At 43.0% G+C, this 17,369-nt stretch carries 15 protein-coding genes; 1 reads left to right on the forward strand and 14 read right to left on the reverse strand.

The window, feature by feature from the left end:
- Position 1: 1 nt before the first annotated feature.
- The 12 genes from nuoM to ndhC form a co-directional block, all read right to left on the reverse strand.
- Positions 2-1,615: an NADH-quinone oxidoreductase subunit M gene (gene nuoM, locus A9J31_RS09525; RefSeq protein ID WP_067764671.1), complete on the reverse strand. Its 1,614-nt coding sequence runs from the start codon at positions 1,613-1,615 to the stop codon at positions 2-4.
- 1 nt (position 1,616) lies between these two features.
- Entirely contained in the window at positions 1,617-3,506 is a 1,890-nt protein-coding gene (gene nuoL, locus A9J31_RS09530) for an NADH-quinone oxidoreductase subunit L (protein ID WP_067764674.1), read from the reverse strand.
- Positions 3,503-3,811 (reverse strand): NADH-quinone oxidoreductase subunit NuoK, encoded by a 309-nt coding sequence (gene nuoK, locus A9J31_RS09535; protein ID WP_067665227.1) that lies wholly within the window; start codon positions 3,809-3,811, stop codon positions 3,503-3,505. The genes nuoL and nuoK overlap by 4 nt, the downstream gene beginning before the upstream one ends.
- Positions 3,811-4,329, reverse strand: a complete 519-nt coding sequence (gene nuoJ / locus A9J31_RS09540; RefSeq protein ID WP_171256690.1) for an NADH-quinone oxidoreductase subunit J — start codon at positions 4,327-4,329, stop codon at positions 3,811-3,813. The genes nuoK and nuoJ overlap by 1 nt, the downstream gene beginning before the upstream one ends.
- Positions 4,329-4,871 carry an NADH-quinone oxidoreductase subunit NuoI gene (gene nuoI / locus A9J31_RS09545; RefSeq protein ID WP_067764680.1) on the reverse strand — a complete coding sequence of 181 codons (543 nt, stop codon included), beginning with the start codon at positions 4,869-4,871 and terminating at the stop codon, positions 4,329-4,331. Before nuoI ends, nuoJ begins: the two co-directional genes overlap by 1 nt.
- An 18-nt stretch (positions 4,872-4,889) precedes the next feature.
- The gene (gene nuoH / locus A9J31_RS09550) at positions 4,890-5,906 is read right to left on the reverse strand and encodes an NADH-quinone oxidoreductase subunit NuoH (protein WP_067764683.1); all 1,017 of its coding nucleotides are present in this window, start codon (positions 5,904-5,906) and stop codon (positions 4,890-4,892) included.
- 3 nt (positions 5,907-5,909) lie between these two features.
- Positions 5,910-8,591 (reverse strand): NADH-quinone oxidoreductase subunit NuoG, encoded by a 2,682-nt coding sequence (nuoG, locus tag A9J31_RS09555; RefSeq protein ID WP_067764686.1) that lies wholly within the window; start codon positions 8,589-8,591, stop codon positions 5,910-5,912.
- An 11-nt stretch (positions 8,592-8,602) separates the two neighbouring features.
- The gene (gene nuoF, locus A9J31_RS09560; protein ID WP_067764689.1) at positions 8,603-9,934 is read right to left on the reverse strand and encodes an NADH-quinone oxidoreductase subunit NuoF; all 1,332 of its coding nucleotides are present in this window, start codon (positions 9,932-9,934) and stop codon (positions 8,603-8,605) included.
- On the reverse strand, positions 9,931-10,440 hold the full coding sequence (nuoE, locus tag A9J31_RS09565) for an NADH-quinone oxidoreductase subunit NuoE (RefSeq protein WP_067764692.1): 510 nt from the start codon (positions 10,438-10,440) through the stop codon (positions 9,931-9,933). Before nuoE ends, nuoF begins: the two co-directional genes overlap by 4 nt.
- A 14-nt stretch (positions 10,441-10,454) precedes the next feature.
- Positions 10,455-12,242: an NADH-quinone oxidoreductase subunit C/D gene (gene nuoC, locus A9J31_RS09570; protein ID WP_067764696.1), complete on the reverse strand. Its 1,788-nt coding sequence runs from the start codon at positions 12,240-12,242 to the stop codon at positions 10,455-10,457.
- Positions 12,243-12,329: 87 nt separating this feature from the next.
- Entirely contained in the window at positions 12,330-13,007 is a 678-nt protein-coding gene (locus A9J31_RS09575) for a NuoB/complex I 20 kDa subunit family protein (protein ID WP_067764700.1), read from the reverse strand.
- A 6-nt stretch (positions 13,008-13,013) separates the two neighbouring features.
- Positions 13,014-13,562 carry an NADH-quinone oxidoreductase subunit A gene (gene ndhC / locus A9J31_RS09580; RefSeq protein WP_067764703.1) on the reverse strand — a complete coding sequence of 183 codons (549 nt, stop codon included), beginning with the start codon at positions 13,560-13,562 and terminating at the stop codon, positions 13,014-13,016.
- A gap of 569 nt (positions 13,563-14,131) precedes the next feature.
- Here ndhC and A9J31_RS09585 point away from each other — a divergent pair.
- Positions 14,132-14,488, forward strand: coding sequence for a hypothetical protein (locus tag A9J31_RS09585; RefSeq protein WP_067764706.1), 357 nt, complete (start codon positions 14,132-14,134; stop codon positions 14,486-14,488).
- A gap of 93 nt (positions 14,489-14,581) precedes the next feature.
- On the opposite strand, the gene bfmS is transcribed toward A9J31_RS09585, so the two are convergent.
- Both bfmS and bfmR read right to left on the reverse strand, forming a co-directional pair.
- The gene (gene bfmS / locus A9J31_RS09590; RefSeq protein WP_067764708.1) at positions 14,582-16,249 is read right to left on the reverse strand and encodes a sensor histidine kinase BfmS; all 1,668 of its coding nucleotides are present in this window, start codon (positions 16,247-16,249) and stop codon (positions 14,582-14,584) included.
- A gap of 45 nt (positions 16,250-16,294) precedes the next feature.
- Positions 16,295-17,011, reverse strand: a complete 717-nt coding sequence (gene bfmR, locus A9J31_RS09595) for a response regulator transcription factor BfmR (RefSeq protein ID WP_067764711.1) — start codon at positions 17,009-17,011, stop codon at positions 16,295-16,297.
- Positions 17,012-17,369: the final 358 nt, after the last annotated feature.

A 17,369-nucleotide genomic window follows, 5' to 3' on the forward strand; every position in this document is an offset into this window, starting at 1 on the left:
CTTATTGCATCTCCACATTTTCAGGTTGTACAGCAATTTGCTGCACAACATCAACGACTTCTTGAACTGGAATATAGCTGTTCGCAATCCACGCCATACTTGAATTTGAAATATCAAGGAAGCTTTGTGGGAATAGACCAAGCCATACAAGACCAAGAGCACAGATTAAAAGAATCACAACTTCACGCGCATTTAAGTCTTTCAACGGATTTGCGTAATGCTGTTTTTGTTCTTCATTTGGCGTACCAAACAATGCTTTGTGAATCAGGATTAAACCGTAAAGACCAGCAAATACTAAGCTTACCGCAGCAAGAATTGTGTACACAGGGAACTTCGCGTATGAACCCATCAAGATTAGGAATTCACCGATAAAGTTACCAAGACCTGGAATACCTACAAGTGCCGCAACAAAGAACATTAAGAAGAATGAAAGGTATTGGAACTGACCACGGATACCACCCATCAAACGCATGTCACGTGTATGCAGACGTTCGTAAACCTGACCACACATAATGAACAATGCAGCAGAAGATAGACCGTGAGCCAGCATCATAATCATCAAGCCTTGGAATGTCAGGATGTTACCTGCATACAAAGCGAGAAGTACGAAGCCCATGTGCGAAATAGATGTGTACGCAAGCAGACGTTTCATGTCTGTTTGTTGGAATGCACACCATGCACCGTAGAAAATACCGATTAGACCAAGAATGATCGCGATGTCAGCAAACTGAGCAGATGCTACTGGGAAGAATGGAATAACGAAACGTAAAAGACCATAAGCCGCAGTTTTAATCAAGATACCTGCAAGGTCGACAGAACCCGCTGTAGGTGCTTGCGCATGCGCATCTGGTAACCAGCCGTGTAATGGGAAAACTGGAAGTTTTACCGCAAAACCAATGAACATACAGATCATGAATGCATAAGCAATTGCTGGAGCTTGAGCTTCAATCGTATGCGCAACACTCATTAAGAAGTCATAGTTAAAGCTGATTTGACCATGAATTTGGTAGCCGACTACAACTAGACCCAAGATACCGATCAACATGATGAGACCAGCAACTTGTGTATAGATGAAGAATTTAGTCGCAGCGTAAACACGTGATTTACCGTCTGCCCCTTTATGACCCCATAACGCAATCAAGAAGTAGATTGGTACAAGCATCATCTCCCAGAAGAAGAAGAACAGGAACATGTCAATCGCAAGGAATACACCGATTACACCACCCAAAGACCATAAAAGGTTTAAGTGGAAGAAACCAACGTTCTTTTGAATCTCACCCCATGAACAACCTACTGCAAGTACACCTAGTAATGCAGTTAAGCCAACCATAAGCAGTGAAAGACCATCCACAGCTAAGTGAATGTTAATACCTAAAGTGGTAATCCACGGTAGGTTAAATTGAGCAGCCCACTGTGGAGCTTGTGTACCCAACTCGTAGTTATAAGTACCGTTTTGCCATAAAACAATGGTTAACACCAAAGTTAAAAGCATACCGATTAACGCGATATAACGTGGCAAGTGCTTGTCGAGTTTATCGACAAGCCAGCATACAAAACCTGCAATGAACGGAATAAGGATCAGAGCGGGTAGAATTAAATTGTTTGGAGTTTCCATTTTATTTCCCCACGACCTGAATCACGACCAGGATCAATAGTAATGCAAACGTACCGAATGCCATACTAGATGCGTATTCACGCAATGAACCTGTTTGACGTGAACTTGTAAAGCTATTACCGCCTTTAACAAGTGCAGGCAATACAAGCCATAAGCCGTCAATTGGATCACGACCAAAGATTTTAGCCAGTAGCAAATAAGGCTTAACGAAAACAATGTTGTACAAAGCATCGAAACCAAGTGCATTACGGCAGATATTTGCAAGCCCTGCACCCAGTGAAGTTTTAGCAAATGCTTTCACTGCGCTATAAGCAAAGGCAAACAACACCACACCAACAACCAAGCCTGCAAGTGCAATACCTACAGCTGTATATTCAGCGCTGTGCATACCATGCTCAAGTGCTTCTGGAACATTAAACGCTGGAATTTGCGCAGCATTTAGAATGTTTGTTACTGGTGCTTTTAATACATAAGCTAAACCAGTTGAAAGCACTGCAAGAATTGCCAATGGGCCCCAGTACGTGATGCCTTTAATTTCATGGTAAGGCGTGTTTTCTTTACCAAAGAATACAACCCAGATTAAACGGAATGTATAGATTGAAGTTAAGAATGCACCAGCTACACCAGTCCAGTACAAGCAATCATAAACTGCAACAGCTTGACCTTTCACCCATACTGCACCAAGAATCGCATCTTTTGAGAAGAAGCCGATTGTGATGAATGGGATCGCTGCCAATGCACCGCCACCAATTGCGAAACAAGCAAACAAGAATTTGTTTTTGTGGAAAAGACCACCCATCTTGAAGATGTTTTGTTCGTGATGGAATGCAAGAATCACCGCACCAGAAGACAAGAATAATAATGCCTTGAAGAATGCGTGAGTGAGCATGTGGAATAAACCAGCTTGGTAAGCTTCAGCACCTACAGCCATGAACATATAACCCAACTGACTCATTGTAGAGTAAGCAAGAATACGTTTGATGTCTGTTTGAACCAATGCTGCAAAACCAGCAACCAATAATGTCACCGCACCAGTAATCGAGATGAACATCATTACTTCAGGTGCTTGTTCAAACACAGAGAACATACGGCAGCATAGATAAACACCAGCTGTTACCATTGTCGCTGCGTGGATCAATGCAGATACTGGTGTAGGACCAGCCATCGCATCTGCCAACCATGTTTGTAATGGGATTTGTGCAGATTTACCTGCAGCGCCCAAGAACAACATTAAAGCAGTCCAAATCGTTAACGATGAACTTTCAACCATCACTGTTGGTGCAGCAGCAACCACTTCAGCAATGTTTAAAGTACCGAACTGTTGGTAGATTAAGAACAAAGCGATTAGTAAGAATACGTCACCCACACGTGTAACAGTGAATGCCTTAATTGCAGCAAAACCGTTCGCAGGTGTTTGGTAGTAGTAACCAATCAATAGGTAAGAACATAGACCTACGCCTTCCCAACCCAAGAATAACAACGCTAAGTTGTCACCCAATACAAGCAATAACATGCTTGCAACGAATAGGTTGAAGTAAGAGAAGAAACGTGCAAAGTCCTCTTCACCACGCATATACCACGTTGCAAAGATGTGAATTAGGAAACCAACACCAGTGATCATACCCATCATTAACAATGATAAGCCATCAAGGTGAAGCGTAAAGCCTGGTGCTAAATCACCTGCACTGAACCATGTCCAAAGGTGTTGAGTTGTCGCAACTGAACCATTGTTGACAAAGTCGATACCTGCAATCAATGCAAATAAAGCTGAAAGACCAACCGAACCTGCACCAATAATCGCTGCAACAGATTCAGGAAGGTTTTTACGCCCTGCCGCTAAAAGGATGAAACCGATTAGCGGAAATAATACTGTTAAATATAAATAGCTCATCCGCGCATCTCACTAGCAGCATCCACATCCAAGTGATGGAAGCGATGATAGAACTGAAGGACGATCGCAAGACCAATACACGCTTCGGCTGCAGCAAGCGTTAAGATCAAGATAAACATCACCTGACCGTCTGGCTGTGCCCAAGCACTACCTGCCAAAACGAACGCCAATGCAGCAGCGTTCATCATGATCTCGAGGCTCATTAAAATAAATAATAGGTTGCGTCGAACCATCACACCGTAAAAACCAAGTGCGAAAAGGATGGTTGCAACGATCAAACCATGTTCTAAAGGGATGTTGCCCATTATTGTTTGTCCTCTTCTGCACCTGGCTCACGTTTGCCAAGATGGAATGCAGCGACAAGCGCGCCAAGCAATAACATCGCAGCAACTTCAACCAGTAATAAGTACTGAGTAAAGAGTGTTGTACCAACTTGTTTTGGACCTACAACTTCAGCACCCATTAGAGCGCCAGCAGTTGTGTAGTCTGACTTCAGCATCCAAACAAGGATTAAACCCATAAGGAAGCTCATCAACGCAGGATAAGCCCACGCAGATGAAGTCAGCCATTTGCTTTCCTGTTCAACAGTATCCTGCCCAAGGTTTAGCATCATCACTACGAATACGAACAGCACCATAATTGCGCCGGCGTAAACAATAATTTCAAGTGCACCAGCGAATGGCGCACCTACGATCATGAAGATACCTGCTACAGCAAGTAAAGAGATGATCAAGCTTAATAAAGCATGTACAGGGTTCGTGTTGGTTACAACACGAACGGTAGAGACGATGGCCACAAGTGCCATCAAATAAAATGGCCACATCATGGTAATAGACTCCGTACATCAACTGGCGTGCTTTCGCGCTGCGCCTGACCTTTATCTTTACCAGCAACAGCCATACCTGTTACACGGTAGAAGTTGTATTCTGGGTATTTACCAGGACCAGAAATGAGTAAGTTTTCTTTCTCATATACCAAGTCTTGACGAACATATTCACCTAACTCGAAGTCAGGTGTCATTTGAATCGCAGTTGTTGGACATGCTTCTTCACACATACCGCAGAAAATACAACGAGAGAAGTTGATACGGAAAAATTCCGGATACCAACGACCATCTTCTTTTTCAGCTTTTTGTAGTGAAATACAGCCTACTGGACATGCAACCGCACAAAGGTTACATGCAACACAGCGTTCTTCGCCATCAGGGTCACGCGTTAATACAATACGACCACGGAAACGCGGTGGTACGATATCTTCGCCTTTAACTTCTGGATATAAAATGGTGTCACGTTTACGCGTCACGTGTGAGAAAACCATCCACAGTGAACGTACAATTGACCCAAATCCAGCTAGAAATTTAAACATTTTATTCTCCCTGCTGTCTTAGGCCTGATTCATCAGAATCACAGCACCAGTTACCAGAAGGTTAACCAACGCCAATGGCAAGCAAATTTTCCAACCAAAGTTCATCACTTGGTCATAACGTGGACGCATTAAAGAACCACGAGCCAAGACAAACATCATGACAAAGAATGCTGTTTTAATAATGAACCAGAACGCTGCTGGAACGAATGGAATTTCTAAGTTGAATGGCGCTAACCAACCACCGAAGAATAAAGTTACGATAAGCGCAGAGATCAGTACTACGTTGACGTATTCCGCAACGAAGAACATACCCCATTTCATACCGCCGTATTCAACATGGTAACCTTCCGCCAATTCTTGTTCTGCTTCAGGTTGGTCAAATGGGTGACGATGCGTTACCGCAACACCCGCAACCACAAAGATTAAGAAACCTAAGAACTGAGGAATAACAAACCAAACATCACGTTGCGCTTCTACAATTTCACGCATATTGAATGAGCCAGCAATTGCAACCACACCCATCAATGAAATACCCAAGAACACTTCATACGAAATGGTTTGAGCTGCAGAACGTAGACCACCCAATAATGCATATTTGTTGTTTGATGACCAACCACCGAACAATACTGCGTATACCGCAATACCTGCCATTGCCATAAAGAACAATAGGCCGATGCTCATGTCTGAGACACCTAAGTAAGGTGAAACAGGAATAACCATGAACGACAGCACCGCAGTTGCCATCGCAACTGCTGGAGCCATACGGAAAGTGAGTTTGTCAGCAAATTTTGGTGTCCAGTCTTCCTTGAACATGATTTTCAGCATGTCGGCAACGATCTGGAACATACCACCCGGACCTACACGGTTCGGACCGTAACGGTCTTGCCACAAGCCAAGTAAACGACGCTCGATGAAAGACATCAACGCTGCGATCAATACCACAACCAGTAAGATCACAATAGCTTGCAGCACTGAATAGGCGATTGGCCAGTTTTCAGCCCACAGCGGCGTTTGACGGATTAATTCTTGTTCCATGAATTACACTCCTACCGCGACTGAAACAGGTTCTGCAAGCGATACTGTAGGTGCAATACCCACTGGATAACCGATATAACCTGTTGGTAAGTATTCAATCACTTGAACTGGAAGAACGATTTCAGCTTCACCAGTTTTCACTGTGATCTTCTGACCATCTTGAACATTCAAACGAGCAGCATCTTGTTCACCCACAGCAAACATTGCTTCTGGAATACGTGATTCCATCGCAGGCGTTTTCACTGTAAATTCACCTGAAGCGAAAATATGGTGCATTGGTACAAGACGGAAGCTTTCAGGGTTTGCAACCACTGGCGCTGGCGCTACAAATGTACGTGCAGGACGTTTTACTAGGCGATCGAATAAACGAATACCAGCATCACCACCTTTTAAGTGACCCCCCACGTTGTCTTGGAATTTATTCCAGGCTTGTGGTGAGTTCCAACCTGCAGACCAAGCAAATGGTACAAGTGCAGCTGGAGTTTGGTTACCTACATAACCTTCCATTGAGAACGTCAACGCAGAGTCTTTATCGACTGGTTGCTTAGGTTCGTGAATAGAAAGTGGTGCACGCATTGCAGTACGACCAGAGTAACGACGTGGTTCACGAGCTACTTTAAGACCATGTACACGGAAGCCCGCATTTGGTGCTACATCTTGAATCGCTTCAAGTGCAGGTACGTTTTTCGCAACTGACTCGATGACGTCATCAAGTAATGTCCAAGAAATTGCCTTACCTTTAAGACCTGTTTCTAGGGCATGTAACCAACGCCAAGATTCTTTAATCGCAAGTTCTGGTTTGTAGTAGCTTGGGTCATACACTTGGTAGAAACGTTGTGCACGGCCTTCTTGCGATACCACAGTACCATCACCTTCAGCGAAACTTGCAGCAGAAAGAACGATATCTGCTTTTTTCACAGTTTCAGTTTCAGAGTGATCTAATACAATCACATCTTTACCCGAAAGCGCTGCATTCACTTGCGCTGCTGGTAAACGACGATAAAGATCGTTTTCAACCACAATCACTGCATCAAAATCTTGTGCAAATGCTTGCTCAAGGCTTTGACCACCCAAGATTGCCAAGCCCATTGAGTTCACTTCAGGAACAGTCAATGTCAAACCTGCATTTGAACCAAGGTTTTGTGCAACTTGCGCTGCTGCTTCCATGATTGATGCGTCTTGTAAGCTTGTACCAGAGATGATCAATGGTTTTTTCGCAGCTTTTAAGGTGTCAGCAATGGTTTGTGCAAATGCTTTAGCATCATCAGCAAGACCAGTAATGCTCTCGCCTGCTACTGCTGCAGCAACCGCAAAACCTAAACGCGCGATGTCGTTAGGAGAAGCCACCACTTCACCTGTTGCAACGTCAGCTAAACGTGTTTGAGTCGCAGCAAGAATGTAGATTGGAGATTTTTCATCTTGACCAATACGTTGTACAGGTTCAGCCAACCATTCTTGAGTACGACGCTCTGCTGCCATTTCTTTGGCTTTGTTTTTCGCCGCTTGACGAACAGACAATGCCATACGTGGCGCAGTTTGGGTTAAATCTTCACCCAAAATTAGCACTGCATCATAGCTTTCAATTTCACGCATTGTTGGGTTGTAAACACCCTCTGTTTGCATGATTGATGCCGCTAACTCAACCAAGTTTTGCTCTTTTTGAGACATACCTGTTGAGTAGTTTTCCTGACCTACTAATTCACGAAGCGCGAAGTTAGATTCAAGTGATGCACGTGGTGAACCGATACCCAATACTTTTTTAGCTTGGATATTTTCAATCACGGTATCAAGTGCTTGATCTACAGAAACTGTAGTCACGTTGCCGGCAGTACGGAACTGCGGTTGACGTGGACGATCTGCACGGTTCACATAACCTGTACCGAAACGACCTTTATCGCATAGGAAGTATTGGTTCACGTCACCGTTAAAGCGGTTTTCTACACGACGTAGTTCGCCATAACGCTCACCCGGAGAAATGTTACAACCTGAAGAACAGCCTTGGCATACGCTTGGCGCATACTGCATGTCCCACTTACGGTTATAGCGTTCTGAGTGAGTTTTATCCGTGAATACACCTGTTGGACATACTTCAGTCAAGTTACCAGAGAATTCAGATTCTAAAGTTCCTGATTCTGGGCGGCCAAAGTAAACACGTGATGCACTTGCATAAACACCGAAGTCTGTACCACCAGCATAATCTTTGTAGTAACGAACACAACGGTAGCACGCGATACAACGGTTCATTTCGTGAGAAATGAATGAGCCTAACTCTTGGTTGTAATGCGTACGTTTTGTGAAACGGTAGCGACGACGATCATGTTGTGTCATCACAGTCATATCTTGTAAATGACAGTGACCACCTTCTTCACACACTGGACAGTCGTGTGGGTGGTTGGTCATTAAGAATTCTACAATTGAAGCACGGAAGTTTTTCGCTTCGTTATCTTCAATAGAGATATAGGTATTGTCAGCTGCTGGTGTCATACATGACATGACCAAACGACCACGGGTATCTTCCGGATTCGCATATTGAGTCACAGCACATTGACGGCAAGAACCGACAGAACCTAAGGATGGATGCCAACAAAAGTACGGGATATCAATACCCAAAGACAAACATGCTTGTAGCAAGTTCTCTGAGCCATTGACTTCGTACGATTTGCCATCGACATGAATTGTAGCCATAGTCGAATTCCTTAAACTTGTTCGGCGTTGCTAACTTGAGCAGCAGCATTCACTACTTTTGCTTCAAATTCGCCACGGAAATGTTTGAGCGCGCCCATAAGCGGTTCCATTGCACCCGGTGCATGGGCACAGAAAGTTTTACCAATCCAAAGCTTACGAGTAAGTTCTTGTAAGTGATCGATATCTTCTTTCTTACCTTCGCCATTTTCTAAAGCTTTTAATGCTTTAACAGCCCAAGGTAGACCATCACGGCAAGGCGTACAGAAACCACATGATTCACGCGCGAAGAATTCTTCTAAGTTACGTGTCGCAGAAACCATACACTGAGTTTCATCGACTACCATGAGCAAACACGTACCTAAACGTGAACCTGCTTTCATGATGCTCTCAGCATCCATAGGAAGATCGATGTGTTCAGCAGCAAGGAAGTCGGTAGACGCACCACCTGGCAACCAAGCTTTTAGTTTAAGACCATCACGCATACCACCAGCATGATCTTCAATCACTTCACGCGCAGTCGTACCAAATGGTAGCTCCCAAAGACCTGGGAATTTTACTTTGCCTGAAGCGCCGTAAATTTTTGTGCCTGGATCTTTCGACTTACCTTCAGATAAACCGATGTACCATTCAGGACCACGAAGCATAATTGCTGGTAAGTTGTTGTAAGTCTCTACGTTATTGACAATCGTAGGACGACCCCAAGCACCTGCAACTTGCGGGAATGGCGGTTTAGTACGTGGGTTTGCACGACGACCTTCAAGCGAGTTAATCAATGCAGTTTCTTCACCACAGATATAACGACCCGCACCGGTATGTACGTGTAAATCAAAGCTCCAACCTGTTCCTTGAATATTTTCACCCAAGTAACCTTTGGCACGAATTTGATCAAGCGCTTCATTTAAGTAGCCAGCAGCTTCGATGTATTCGCCACGGATGAAGATATAACCTTGTGTTGCTTCTAATGTATAAGCAGCAATCAACATACCTTCAATCAGTTGGTGAGGAAGTTTTTCCATCAACAAACGGTCTTTGAACGTACCTGGTTCCATTTCATCGGCATTACAGATCAGGTAACGTGGGCCTGAGTTATCGTTTGGTGCCATAAGCGACCATTTGATCCCTGCAGGGAAACCAGCACCACCACGACCTTTTACAGTCGCTGCTTTAATAACATCAAGCACTTCTTTTGGTTGCATGCCAATTGCTTTTTTAAAGCCAGCATAACCCTCAAGTGCTTCATAATCGTCTGCACTGCGTACGTGTTCCTGTTTACTCAAACGCCAAGTTAATGGGTGAGTTTCTGGGTTACCGTCGCCATAAATTGGTTTTGGTTCAGTATTCATACATACTTCTCCAATAACTGTTTAATTGAAGTCACTTCAACTAGACCGTGAGTGTCTTCGTCAATCATTAACGTCGGACCTTTATCACAGTTCCCCAAACAGCAAATTGGCAGTAGCGTAAAACGACCATCAGCAGTCGTTTGGCCAAATGAAATACCCAATTCACGTTGGAATGCTTCAGCAAGCGTTTCCGCACCCATCAAGAAGCAAGCGATCGAATCACATAATAAAATTACGTGACGGCCTACTGGCTGACGGTAAATACGGTTATAGAACGTTGCAACACCTTCTAAGTCTGCAAGAGTCATGCTAAGCATTTGTGCAATAGCATTCATCTGAGCATCATCTACCCAACCATTACGGCGTTGTACACATTTCAATGCATCAAGACATGCTGCACGAGGGTACGGGTAGTGACCGATGTGATGTTCGATATCGTGGATTTCTTCCGCAGTTAAAATCCCTTCAACGTTCACACGCGGTTTTTTGTCAGTCAAAATCATCATAATGCGATTACCCCTTAGCGATCCACGTCAGCCATTACGACGTCAATTGTCGCTAAATAAATGATTAAGTCAGACATTAAGCTGCCGTTAATCACAGAAGGCATTTGCTGTAAATGCGTGAAAGTTGGTGTACGGATACGGGTACGGTAACTCATGGTTGACTTGTCTGAAGTCAAGTAGTAGTTCGACGCGCCTTTTACCACTTCCGCCATTACAGAGCTTTCGCCTGCTGGCATTACAGGACCCCATGACACGCTCAAGAAGTGCGTAATCAAAGTTTCGATGTCTTGTAAAGTCTTGTCTTTTGGTGGTGGAACAGCCAGTGGATGGTCTGCTTTATGTGCACCAGAAGGCATGTTATCTAAACATTGCTTGATGATTTTTAGTGATTCTTCAATTTCACGGAAGTGAACAATCACACGCGCATAAGCATCGCCTTCGTACTCAAGTGGTACGTCGAAGTCGTAGTTTTCATAACCACTATAAGGGCGGTATTTACGTACGTCGAAATCAATACCTGTTGCACGTAGACCAGTACCTGTTACGCCCCAAGCCAATGCAGATTTTGCATCGTACTGAGCAACGTTACGGGTACGACCAATGAACACTGAGTTTTTCAATGCTGCTGTGTAGTACTCGTTCATACGCTTCGGCATCCAGTCCAGGATTTCGCGAATGAGGTGCTGCCAGTTGTTTGGCAAGTCGTGAGCAGTACCACCGATACGGAACCATGCTGGGTGCATACGGTAGCCTGTGATCGCTTCGATTGCGTCATAGATTTTTTGACGATCGGCGAACATATAGAATACAGGTGTCATACCACCAGCATCCTGAATTGCTGTACCAATGAACAATAAGTGGTTATTGATACGGAACAATTCAGACATCATGACACGGATACATTGCGCGCGGTCTGGAACAGTGATGCCTGCCATTTGCTCTACGCCAAGTACGTAAGGCATGTTTTGCGCACAACCACCTAAGTAGTCAACACGGTCTGTATACGGAATGAATGAATGCCAAGTTTGACGCTCAGCCATTTTTTCCACGCCACGGTGGTGATAGCCGATATCAGGCACACAGTCTTTCACTTCTTCACCGTCCAACTGCAAGATCACACGGAATGCACCGTGCGCAGATGGATGGTTAGGACCCAAGTTTAGGAACATGAAGTCTTCGTCATCATTGCCGCGCTTCATACCCCAATCTTCAGGTACAAAACGAAGATGTTCTTGTTCGTAATCCTGTTTCGCTTGGTTCTGCATATACGGTGTGTATTCAGTCGCACGCGCAGAATATTCTTTACGAAGTGGATGACCTTCCCAGTAAGTTGGCAACAAGATACGACGGAGCATTGGATGCCCTTCGAAATTAATACCAAACATGTCGTAAGCTTCACGTTCATACCAGTTGGCATTCGGCCAAATGTTAGTCGCAGTCGGAAGATTTACATCATTTTCAGACAACGCAACTTTAATACGGATATCCGAGTTACGTTCAAGCGATAACAAATGATAGAACACAGTGAAGTCAGACGCAGGTAGACCATCGCGGTGCGTACGTAAACGTTCATCTACCGCAGACAAGTCAAATAGCATCACGTATGGACGTGACACTGTGCGCAAGAACATTAAAACTTCTTGTACACGTGCGCGCTCAACCCAGACTGTTGGAAAGTCTTCAAAAGTCGTTTGCACGTAGAAGTTCTCACCAAACTTGGTTTTGAGCTCTTCTACAATTGCAAATGCAGGGCGTGAATCAACAGGCGTTGATTCTGGCATAGCAATGTCAGTTTCAGCCATTAGCTTGGCTTCCTATTTAATACAAATTCAGTCAATCAAAACGACAATTACACCCAGACCGGGTGTATCAATATTTCATCGTAAAGATTATTTAATTTCATCCATTGAGCGCAGGTTTTTCACCGCAATACGCTCTGCATTTTTACGGTCACGTTCTGGCATCATCTTTGGCTTATACACTGGCTTAAGATCATCACCAATAACCGCAGAAAGTGGTCGGCGCTCAAGTTGAATCTGGTCTTGCAATAACATCAATGCCTGAATTAAAGCTTCAGGACGTGGTGGGCAACCTGGGATATATACATCGACAGGGATGATTTTATCCACACCTTGTACAACTGAATAAATGTCGTACATACCACCAGAGTTTGCACATGCGCCCATTGAGATTACCCATTTAGGCTCAAGCATTTGCTCGTACAAACGTTGAATTACAGGCGCCATTTTCATGAAGCAAGTACCTGCAACAATCATCAAGTCAGCCTGACGTGGTGAAGCACGAATAACCTCGGCACCAAAACGTGACAAGTCATGCACGCCTGTTAAAGTCGTTGCATACTCTACGTAGCAGCACGATGTACCAAAGTTAAACGGCCAAACTGAGTTCTTACGACCCCAGTTTACTGCTGTATGTGCCACGTCCTCTAAACGAGTCATGAACACATTTTTATTCACTTCTTCTTCAAGCGGATCTGTAACGATTTGACGCTCTTGAAGTGGATATTGGTCAGCATCCGGATTCGCACGGGTTAAGGTATATTTCATCCCGTATTACTCCTTGTCAGATGATGCAGTCGGTGATTTAGGTTTCACACGACCAGATGATTGCGCTGGAATTTGACCCGTAGGGTCCATAACCAACTCTTCAATAGAGTTAAAGCGTGTGATTTCTGCGATGTCCATATTTGGCGAACCAACTTTAGGTTTAATTCCGGCCGCTTTACGTTTGTCAGAAGGTGACCAATTTAAACCACCAGTAGACAACTCATAAACCAAACCAGCAAGTAAAACTAAAATAAAGACTGCTGCAGCTGCAAAACCAACCCAACCTGTCTCACGAACAGATGATGCCCATGCATAAAGGTAAAGTGCTTCGATATCAAACACGACGAAGAAAATTGCAACTAAATAGAATTTCGCAGACAAGCGAATACGTGCACCACCAGCACCTACTACACCTGACTCAAACTGCTCTTGCTTAGCACGACCCCATGATTTACCCCCAAGGAGTAAAGGGACGGTCAGCATAAAGACGCAAAGGAATGTAACGCCGATCACGAAGGCAATAATTGCCCAATCGTATGGAGTAATGGCACTCATGCGGGGATAACTCCTGGCAGGCCTATTTATTAACAAAGAATGTATGTATTGGCCTTCAAATACACCAAACACAAAATTAATCCCGCCAATTGTACCTGATTGACACGGCTTGTTGCTAGCTTATCGGTATTCGTCTTTAGGATGATTTTTTAATCATTTCAGCATTAAAGTCAGCTTTACTCCCTTAAAATTAGGATTGATCGCTTATATGAATTAAATTTAAATTTTTTATTATTTTTTCTACTTAGTGGATTTTTTACAAAAATTATGACTGGCTAGTTTTATTAAAAAAGGCGCATGAATTAAGTAGGATTACTTCTTTTTGCAAGAATTGATGAAATAGACTATTTATTTTCTAAATACAAGTTACACCTATTTTAGATGAATTACTGAACAAATTAAGTTGTTCATCGGCACAAAAAAAACATCCCTCCCGTTTAGCCTTGGAAATCTCCTATTTACTCAAATTGGGCTTTGTTGTGGATTTTTTGCAACACTTTGACATCCAATTTAAAGAGTGTGATATTGGTAGATAAAACACAATAAGCAATCACAACGGAGAGACAATAATGACTTTAGAATTCACGCATAAACCGGATTATTTTCTATCTGCGCAGCTTGTGATCCATCACATTAAAAACTATTTAGAAAAGCACCCAGATGCTCAGAATGCGATTTTTGATTTACGCGATGTTTATGAATTACTTCGCCAAGACTTTGCTTCTGCAACCACTAATTTAAACGGTATTATGAACATTGCAGATGAATATAAGCTCGAAACTTTAAATGGCGATCAAAAGCTCATTAGCAATTATTCAATTGATGCCAAAAATAATTCACTATTAATTGATTTCAATGCCGATGCTCTCGCGGCTTTAAAAGATGGCAAGCCCATTATTGAGCCAGATGCAACAATTACCGAATAAGTTTATTTAATTCAATAAAGCCAATATAAAAAAGCCATTCAAAATTGAATGGCTTTTTTAAAGTCTTAAATAAAATGATAAGCAATAACGTCTTTAATTTGCATCAGGCTCGTTTGAATCCTTCAACTCTGCTTTACGCTTGGATTGCTTTTTAAAACGTGTAGCAGGCCAACGCATTGTGAAACGTGCCCCACCCAACTCAGGGCTTGCATCAATCACCACCGTACCACCAAACCAATAGGCAATACGACTCACAATGGAAAGTCCGAGACCATAACCACCCGATGCACGAGTACGACTATCATCTAGACGCGCAAAAGCATCAAAAATACGCTGACGATCTTCTTCTGGAATACCAGGCCCATCATCCTCTACACAGATATAGGCCATTCCATCATCATCAACACCACCACTCATCAATACGCGATCATCACAATAACGCACCGCATTACCGACCAAGTTTTGAATCACACGGTGCAAATAACGACGTTCGGTTTCAACAATCACACCTATAGGTGGAGCTTGCAGCTCAAGCTGTTTGCCGGTTTTGAGTGCCTCAGTTTCAATCAATACTTGATCCAACACTTCAAACAGACTGACATCTTCAAATTCTAAAGATGGCATGCCCTGCTCAAGTTTGGCATAAGTCATGATTTCATCAATTAAAGTATTCAGCGCTTCAATATCTTTATCAATCTGTTCGACTTGCTGCTGACGATAGTCATAATCATCTTCATCCGCCATCATTTCTACGCCAAAGCGAATACGCGCAACAGGTGTCCGCAACTCATGCGATACCGCACGCATTAATTCACGTTGCGCCTCAATTAAACGCTCAATATGGTCAGACATCGAGTTATAGCTAGACGCCAAAGTACCAAACTCATCTGTACCATCTACAGGTAGACGTACAGTTAAATCACCACCCTTCATTTTATTCAATGCATAATTTACTGCACGCAGTTTGCGCTGCATTGGAATTAACAAACCATACACACCCAAGCTCAAGACAAACAAGCTAAGCAAGGTGATCCCTGCTGCCAATTGGAATGGCATCCAATTAAATAGCGGCACAGGCCCCATAACCAAAACTTCAGAGGTTGAGCTTGGAATAGGTGAAACGATTGAAATCGTTGTACCACGCTCAGTTGCACTATCACGATATAAAATAATGCTGTGATCGAGTCTGAGACGGCCTATTTGTTCCGAATCTAGTGGTAAATTTTGAACACTCTGAATGGAAATAGGATAAGAAAAATGATGCTGAATTTTTTCTAAATACTGCTTTTCTTGACCAGGGTAATAAACCAAATAATCAAGAATGAAGACAGGCAATGCTTTCATCTGGCGTTCGGTAATATTATCAGCCTTGATATAAAGCAAATGCTCAGGGTCGTCTTTTAAACCCAAAATAATATATGCAGCCGTGGTTTGTGCATCCCAACGAACAACAGCTTTACGCTCTTCAATTCGTTTGGATTCCGCACGGGTTAAATCGACTTGATTCGACTTAACATAATAGATGGGCAACTCAAGCAAATCCGATGCATCAGACACCCAATCTGACTTTTGCTGCTCATTTGGCTGACGCGCTATGCCTTCACTAATAATAAAGGCAAGCCCATCGGTAAGAGACTCACGATACTCTTGCGCGCGCTGGTAGTTAATAATTTGTACCAGCAAATAGCCGAATGTTGCGACGAGAAAGACTAATATCAATAGTCCTGCATAGACGCGCAAGAATATGCTGTGTTTAAACACGTATGAAGTGTCCTACATGGCCAAAGTGTGGTTCGGCATTTTACATTAAATGCCGTTGGTTTCTTTCACAAATAAGTAACCTTTACTACGTACGGTTTTAATACGTTTCGGGTTTTCTGGATCATCACCAATTTTTGGACGAATACGTGAAATACGTACATCGATTGAACGGTCTTGACCATCGTACTCAATACCACGTAGACGCTCAAAAATATCTTCACGAGATAAAATGCGACCCGCATTTGAAGCCAACAACCACAACAAATCGTATTCTGCACTTGTGAAATCAACCAATTCGTTATTCAGCGTTACTGAACGACCACCATTATCAATAACCAGGTCATCAAATTCGATACGCTGTGCAACTTCATCTTCAGGTGCTTTGTCTGTACGGCGTAATAATGCACGGATACGCGCAAGCAATACACGTGGTTGAACAGGTTTAGCGACATAGTCATCTGCACCCATTTCTAGACCCAATACTTGGTCCATATCTTCAGTACGTGCAGTCAACATTAAAATTGGCTGATGGTAATGTGGACGAACTTCACGGCAAATGGTTAAACCATCTGCACCAGGAAGCATCACATCAAGCAATACCATATCTGGTTGTTCAGCGATAATACGGCGGATTGCACGGTTACCGTCTGGTTCTACCCCAACTTCAAGTCCATTACGGATTAAGTATTCCTGAGTTAAACGAGCGAGACGCTCATCATCTTCAACAATTAAAATTTTAGGTAACTTTTCTTCTTGGCTCATTGACTGCCCCTTATTTGGTGGGCGTATCCTATTTGAAATCCGATAGATACGCTTAAATATAATTTGCAATATACACACGTTTACATTGTAAACAAGATGACATTCACGAAACTGATACATCAATATCGTATTTTGTAATAATTTTTAACCAGCCAATTTATGTGAATTGATTCACTATTCATTTATTTGATGCATTGCTCACATAATCAACAAATTAAAAATTAGTAAGATTTTGATCGCATAAAAACTGACTAGTTAATTCACAAGTTTTTCTGGGTTTATTTAGTTATCCACAATGTTATCTATAAGCACAATTTTCTGACTTTGCTATGCTATGCCCTTGTCCAATAAGGCATAT

This window comes from Acinetobacter gandensis, assembly GCF_001678755.1.
Classification (GTDB): Bacteria; Pseudomonadota; Gammaproteobacteria; order Pseudomonadales; family Moraxellaceae; genus Acinetobacter; species Acinetobacter gandensis.

Coding starts and splice junctions, on each gene's coding strand:
- nuoM (WP_067764671.1), bottom strand. CDS start 1,615: ATGGAAACTCCAAACAATTTAATTCTACCCGCTCTGATCCTTATTCCG.
- nuoL (WP_067764674.1), bottom strand. CDS start 3,506: ATGAGCTATTTATATTTAACAGTATTATTTCCGCTAATCGGTTTCATC.
- nuoK (WP_067665227.1), bottom strand. CDS start 3,811: ATGGGCAACATCCCTTTAGAACATGGTTTGATCGTTGCAACCATCCTT.
- nuoJ (WP_171256690.1), bottom strand. CDS start 4,329: ATGTGGCCATTTTATTTGATGGCACTTGTGGCCATCGTCTCTACCGTT.
- nuoI (WP_067764680.1), bottom strand. CDS start 4,871: ATGTTTAAATTTCTAGCTGGATTTGGGTCAATTGTACGTTCACTGTGG.
- nuoH (WP_067764683.1), bottom strand. CDS start 5,906: ATGGAACAAGAATTAATCCGTCAAACGCCGCTGTGGGCTGAAAACTGG.
- nuoG (WP_067764686.1), bottom strand. CDS start 8,591: ATGGCTACAATTCATGTCGATGGCAAATCGTACGAAGTCAATGGCTCA.
- nuoF (WP_067764689.1), bottom strand. CDS start 9,934: ATGAATACTGAACCAAAACCAATTTATGGCGACGGTAACCCAGAAACT.
- nuoE (WP_067764692.1), bottom strand. CDS start 10,440: ATGATGATTTTGACTGACAAAAAACCGCGTGTGAACGTTGAAGGGATT.
- nuoC (WP_067764696.1), bottom strand. CDS start 12,242: ATGGCTGAAACTGACATTGCTATGCCAGAATCAACGCCTGTTGATTCA.
- A9J31_RS09575 (WP_067764700.1), bottom strand. CDS start 13,007: ATGAAATATACCTTAACCCGTGCGAATCCGGATGCTGACCAATATCCA.
- ndhC (WP_067764703.1), bottom strand. CDS start 13,562: ATGAGTGCCATTACTCCATACGATTGGGCAATTATTGCCTTCGTGATC.
- A9J31_RS09585 (WP_067764706.1), top strand. CDS start 14,132: ATGACTTTAGAATTCACGCATAAACCGGATTATTTTCTATCTGCGCAG.
- bfmR (WP_067764711.1), bottom strand. CDS start 17,011: ATGAGCCAAGAAGAAAAGTTACCTAAAATTTTAATTGTTGAAGATGAT.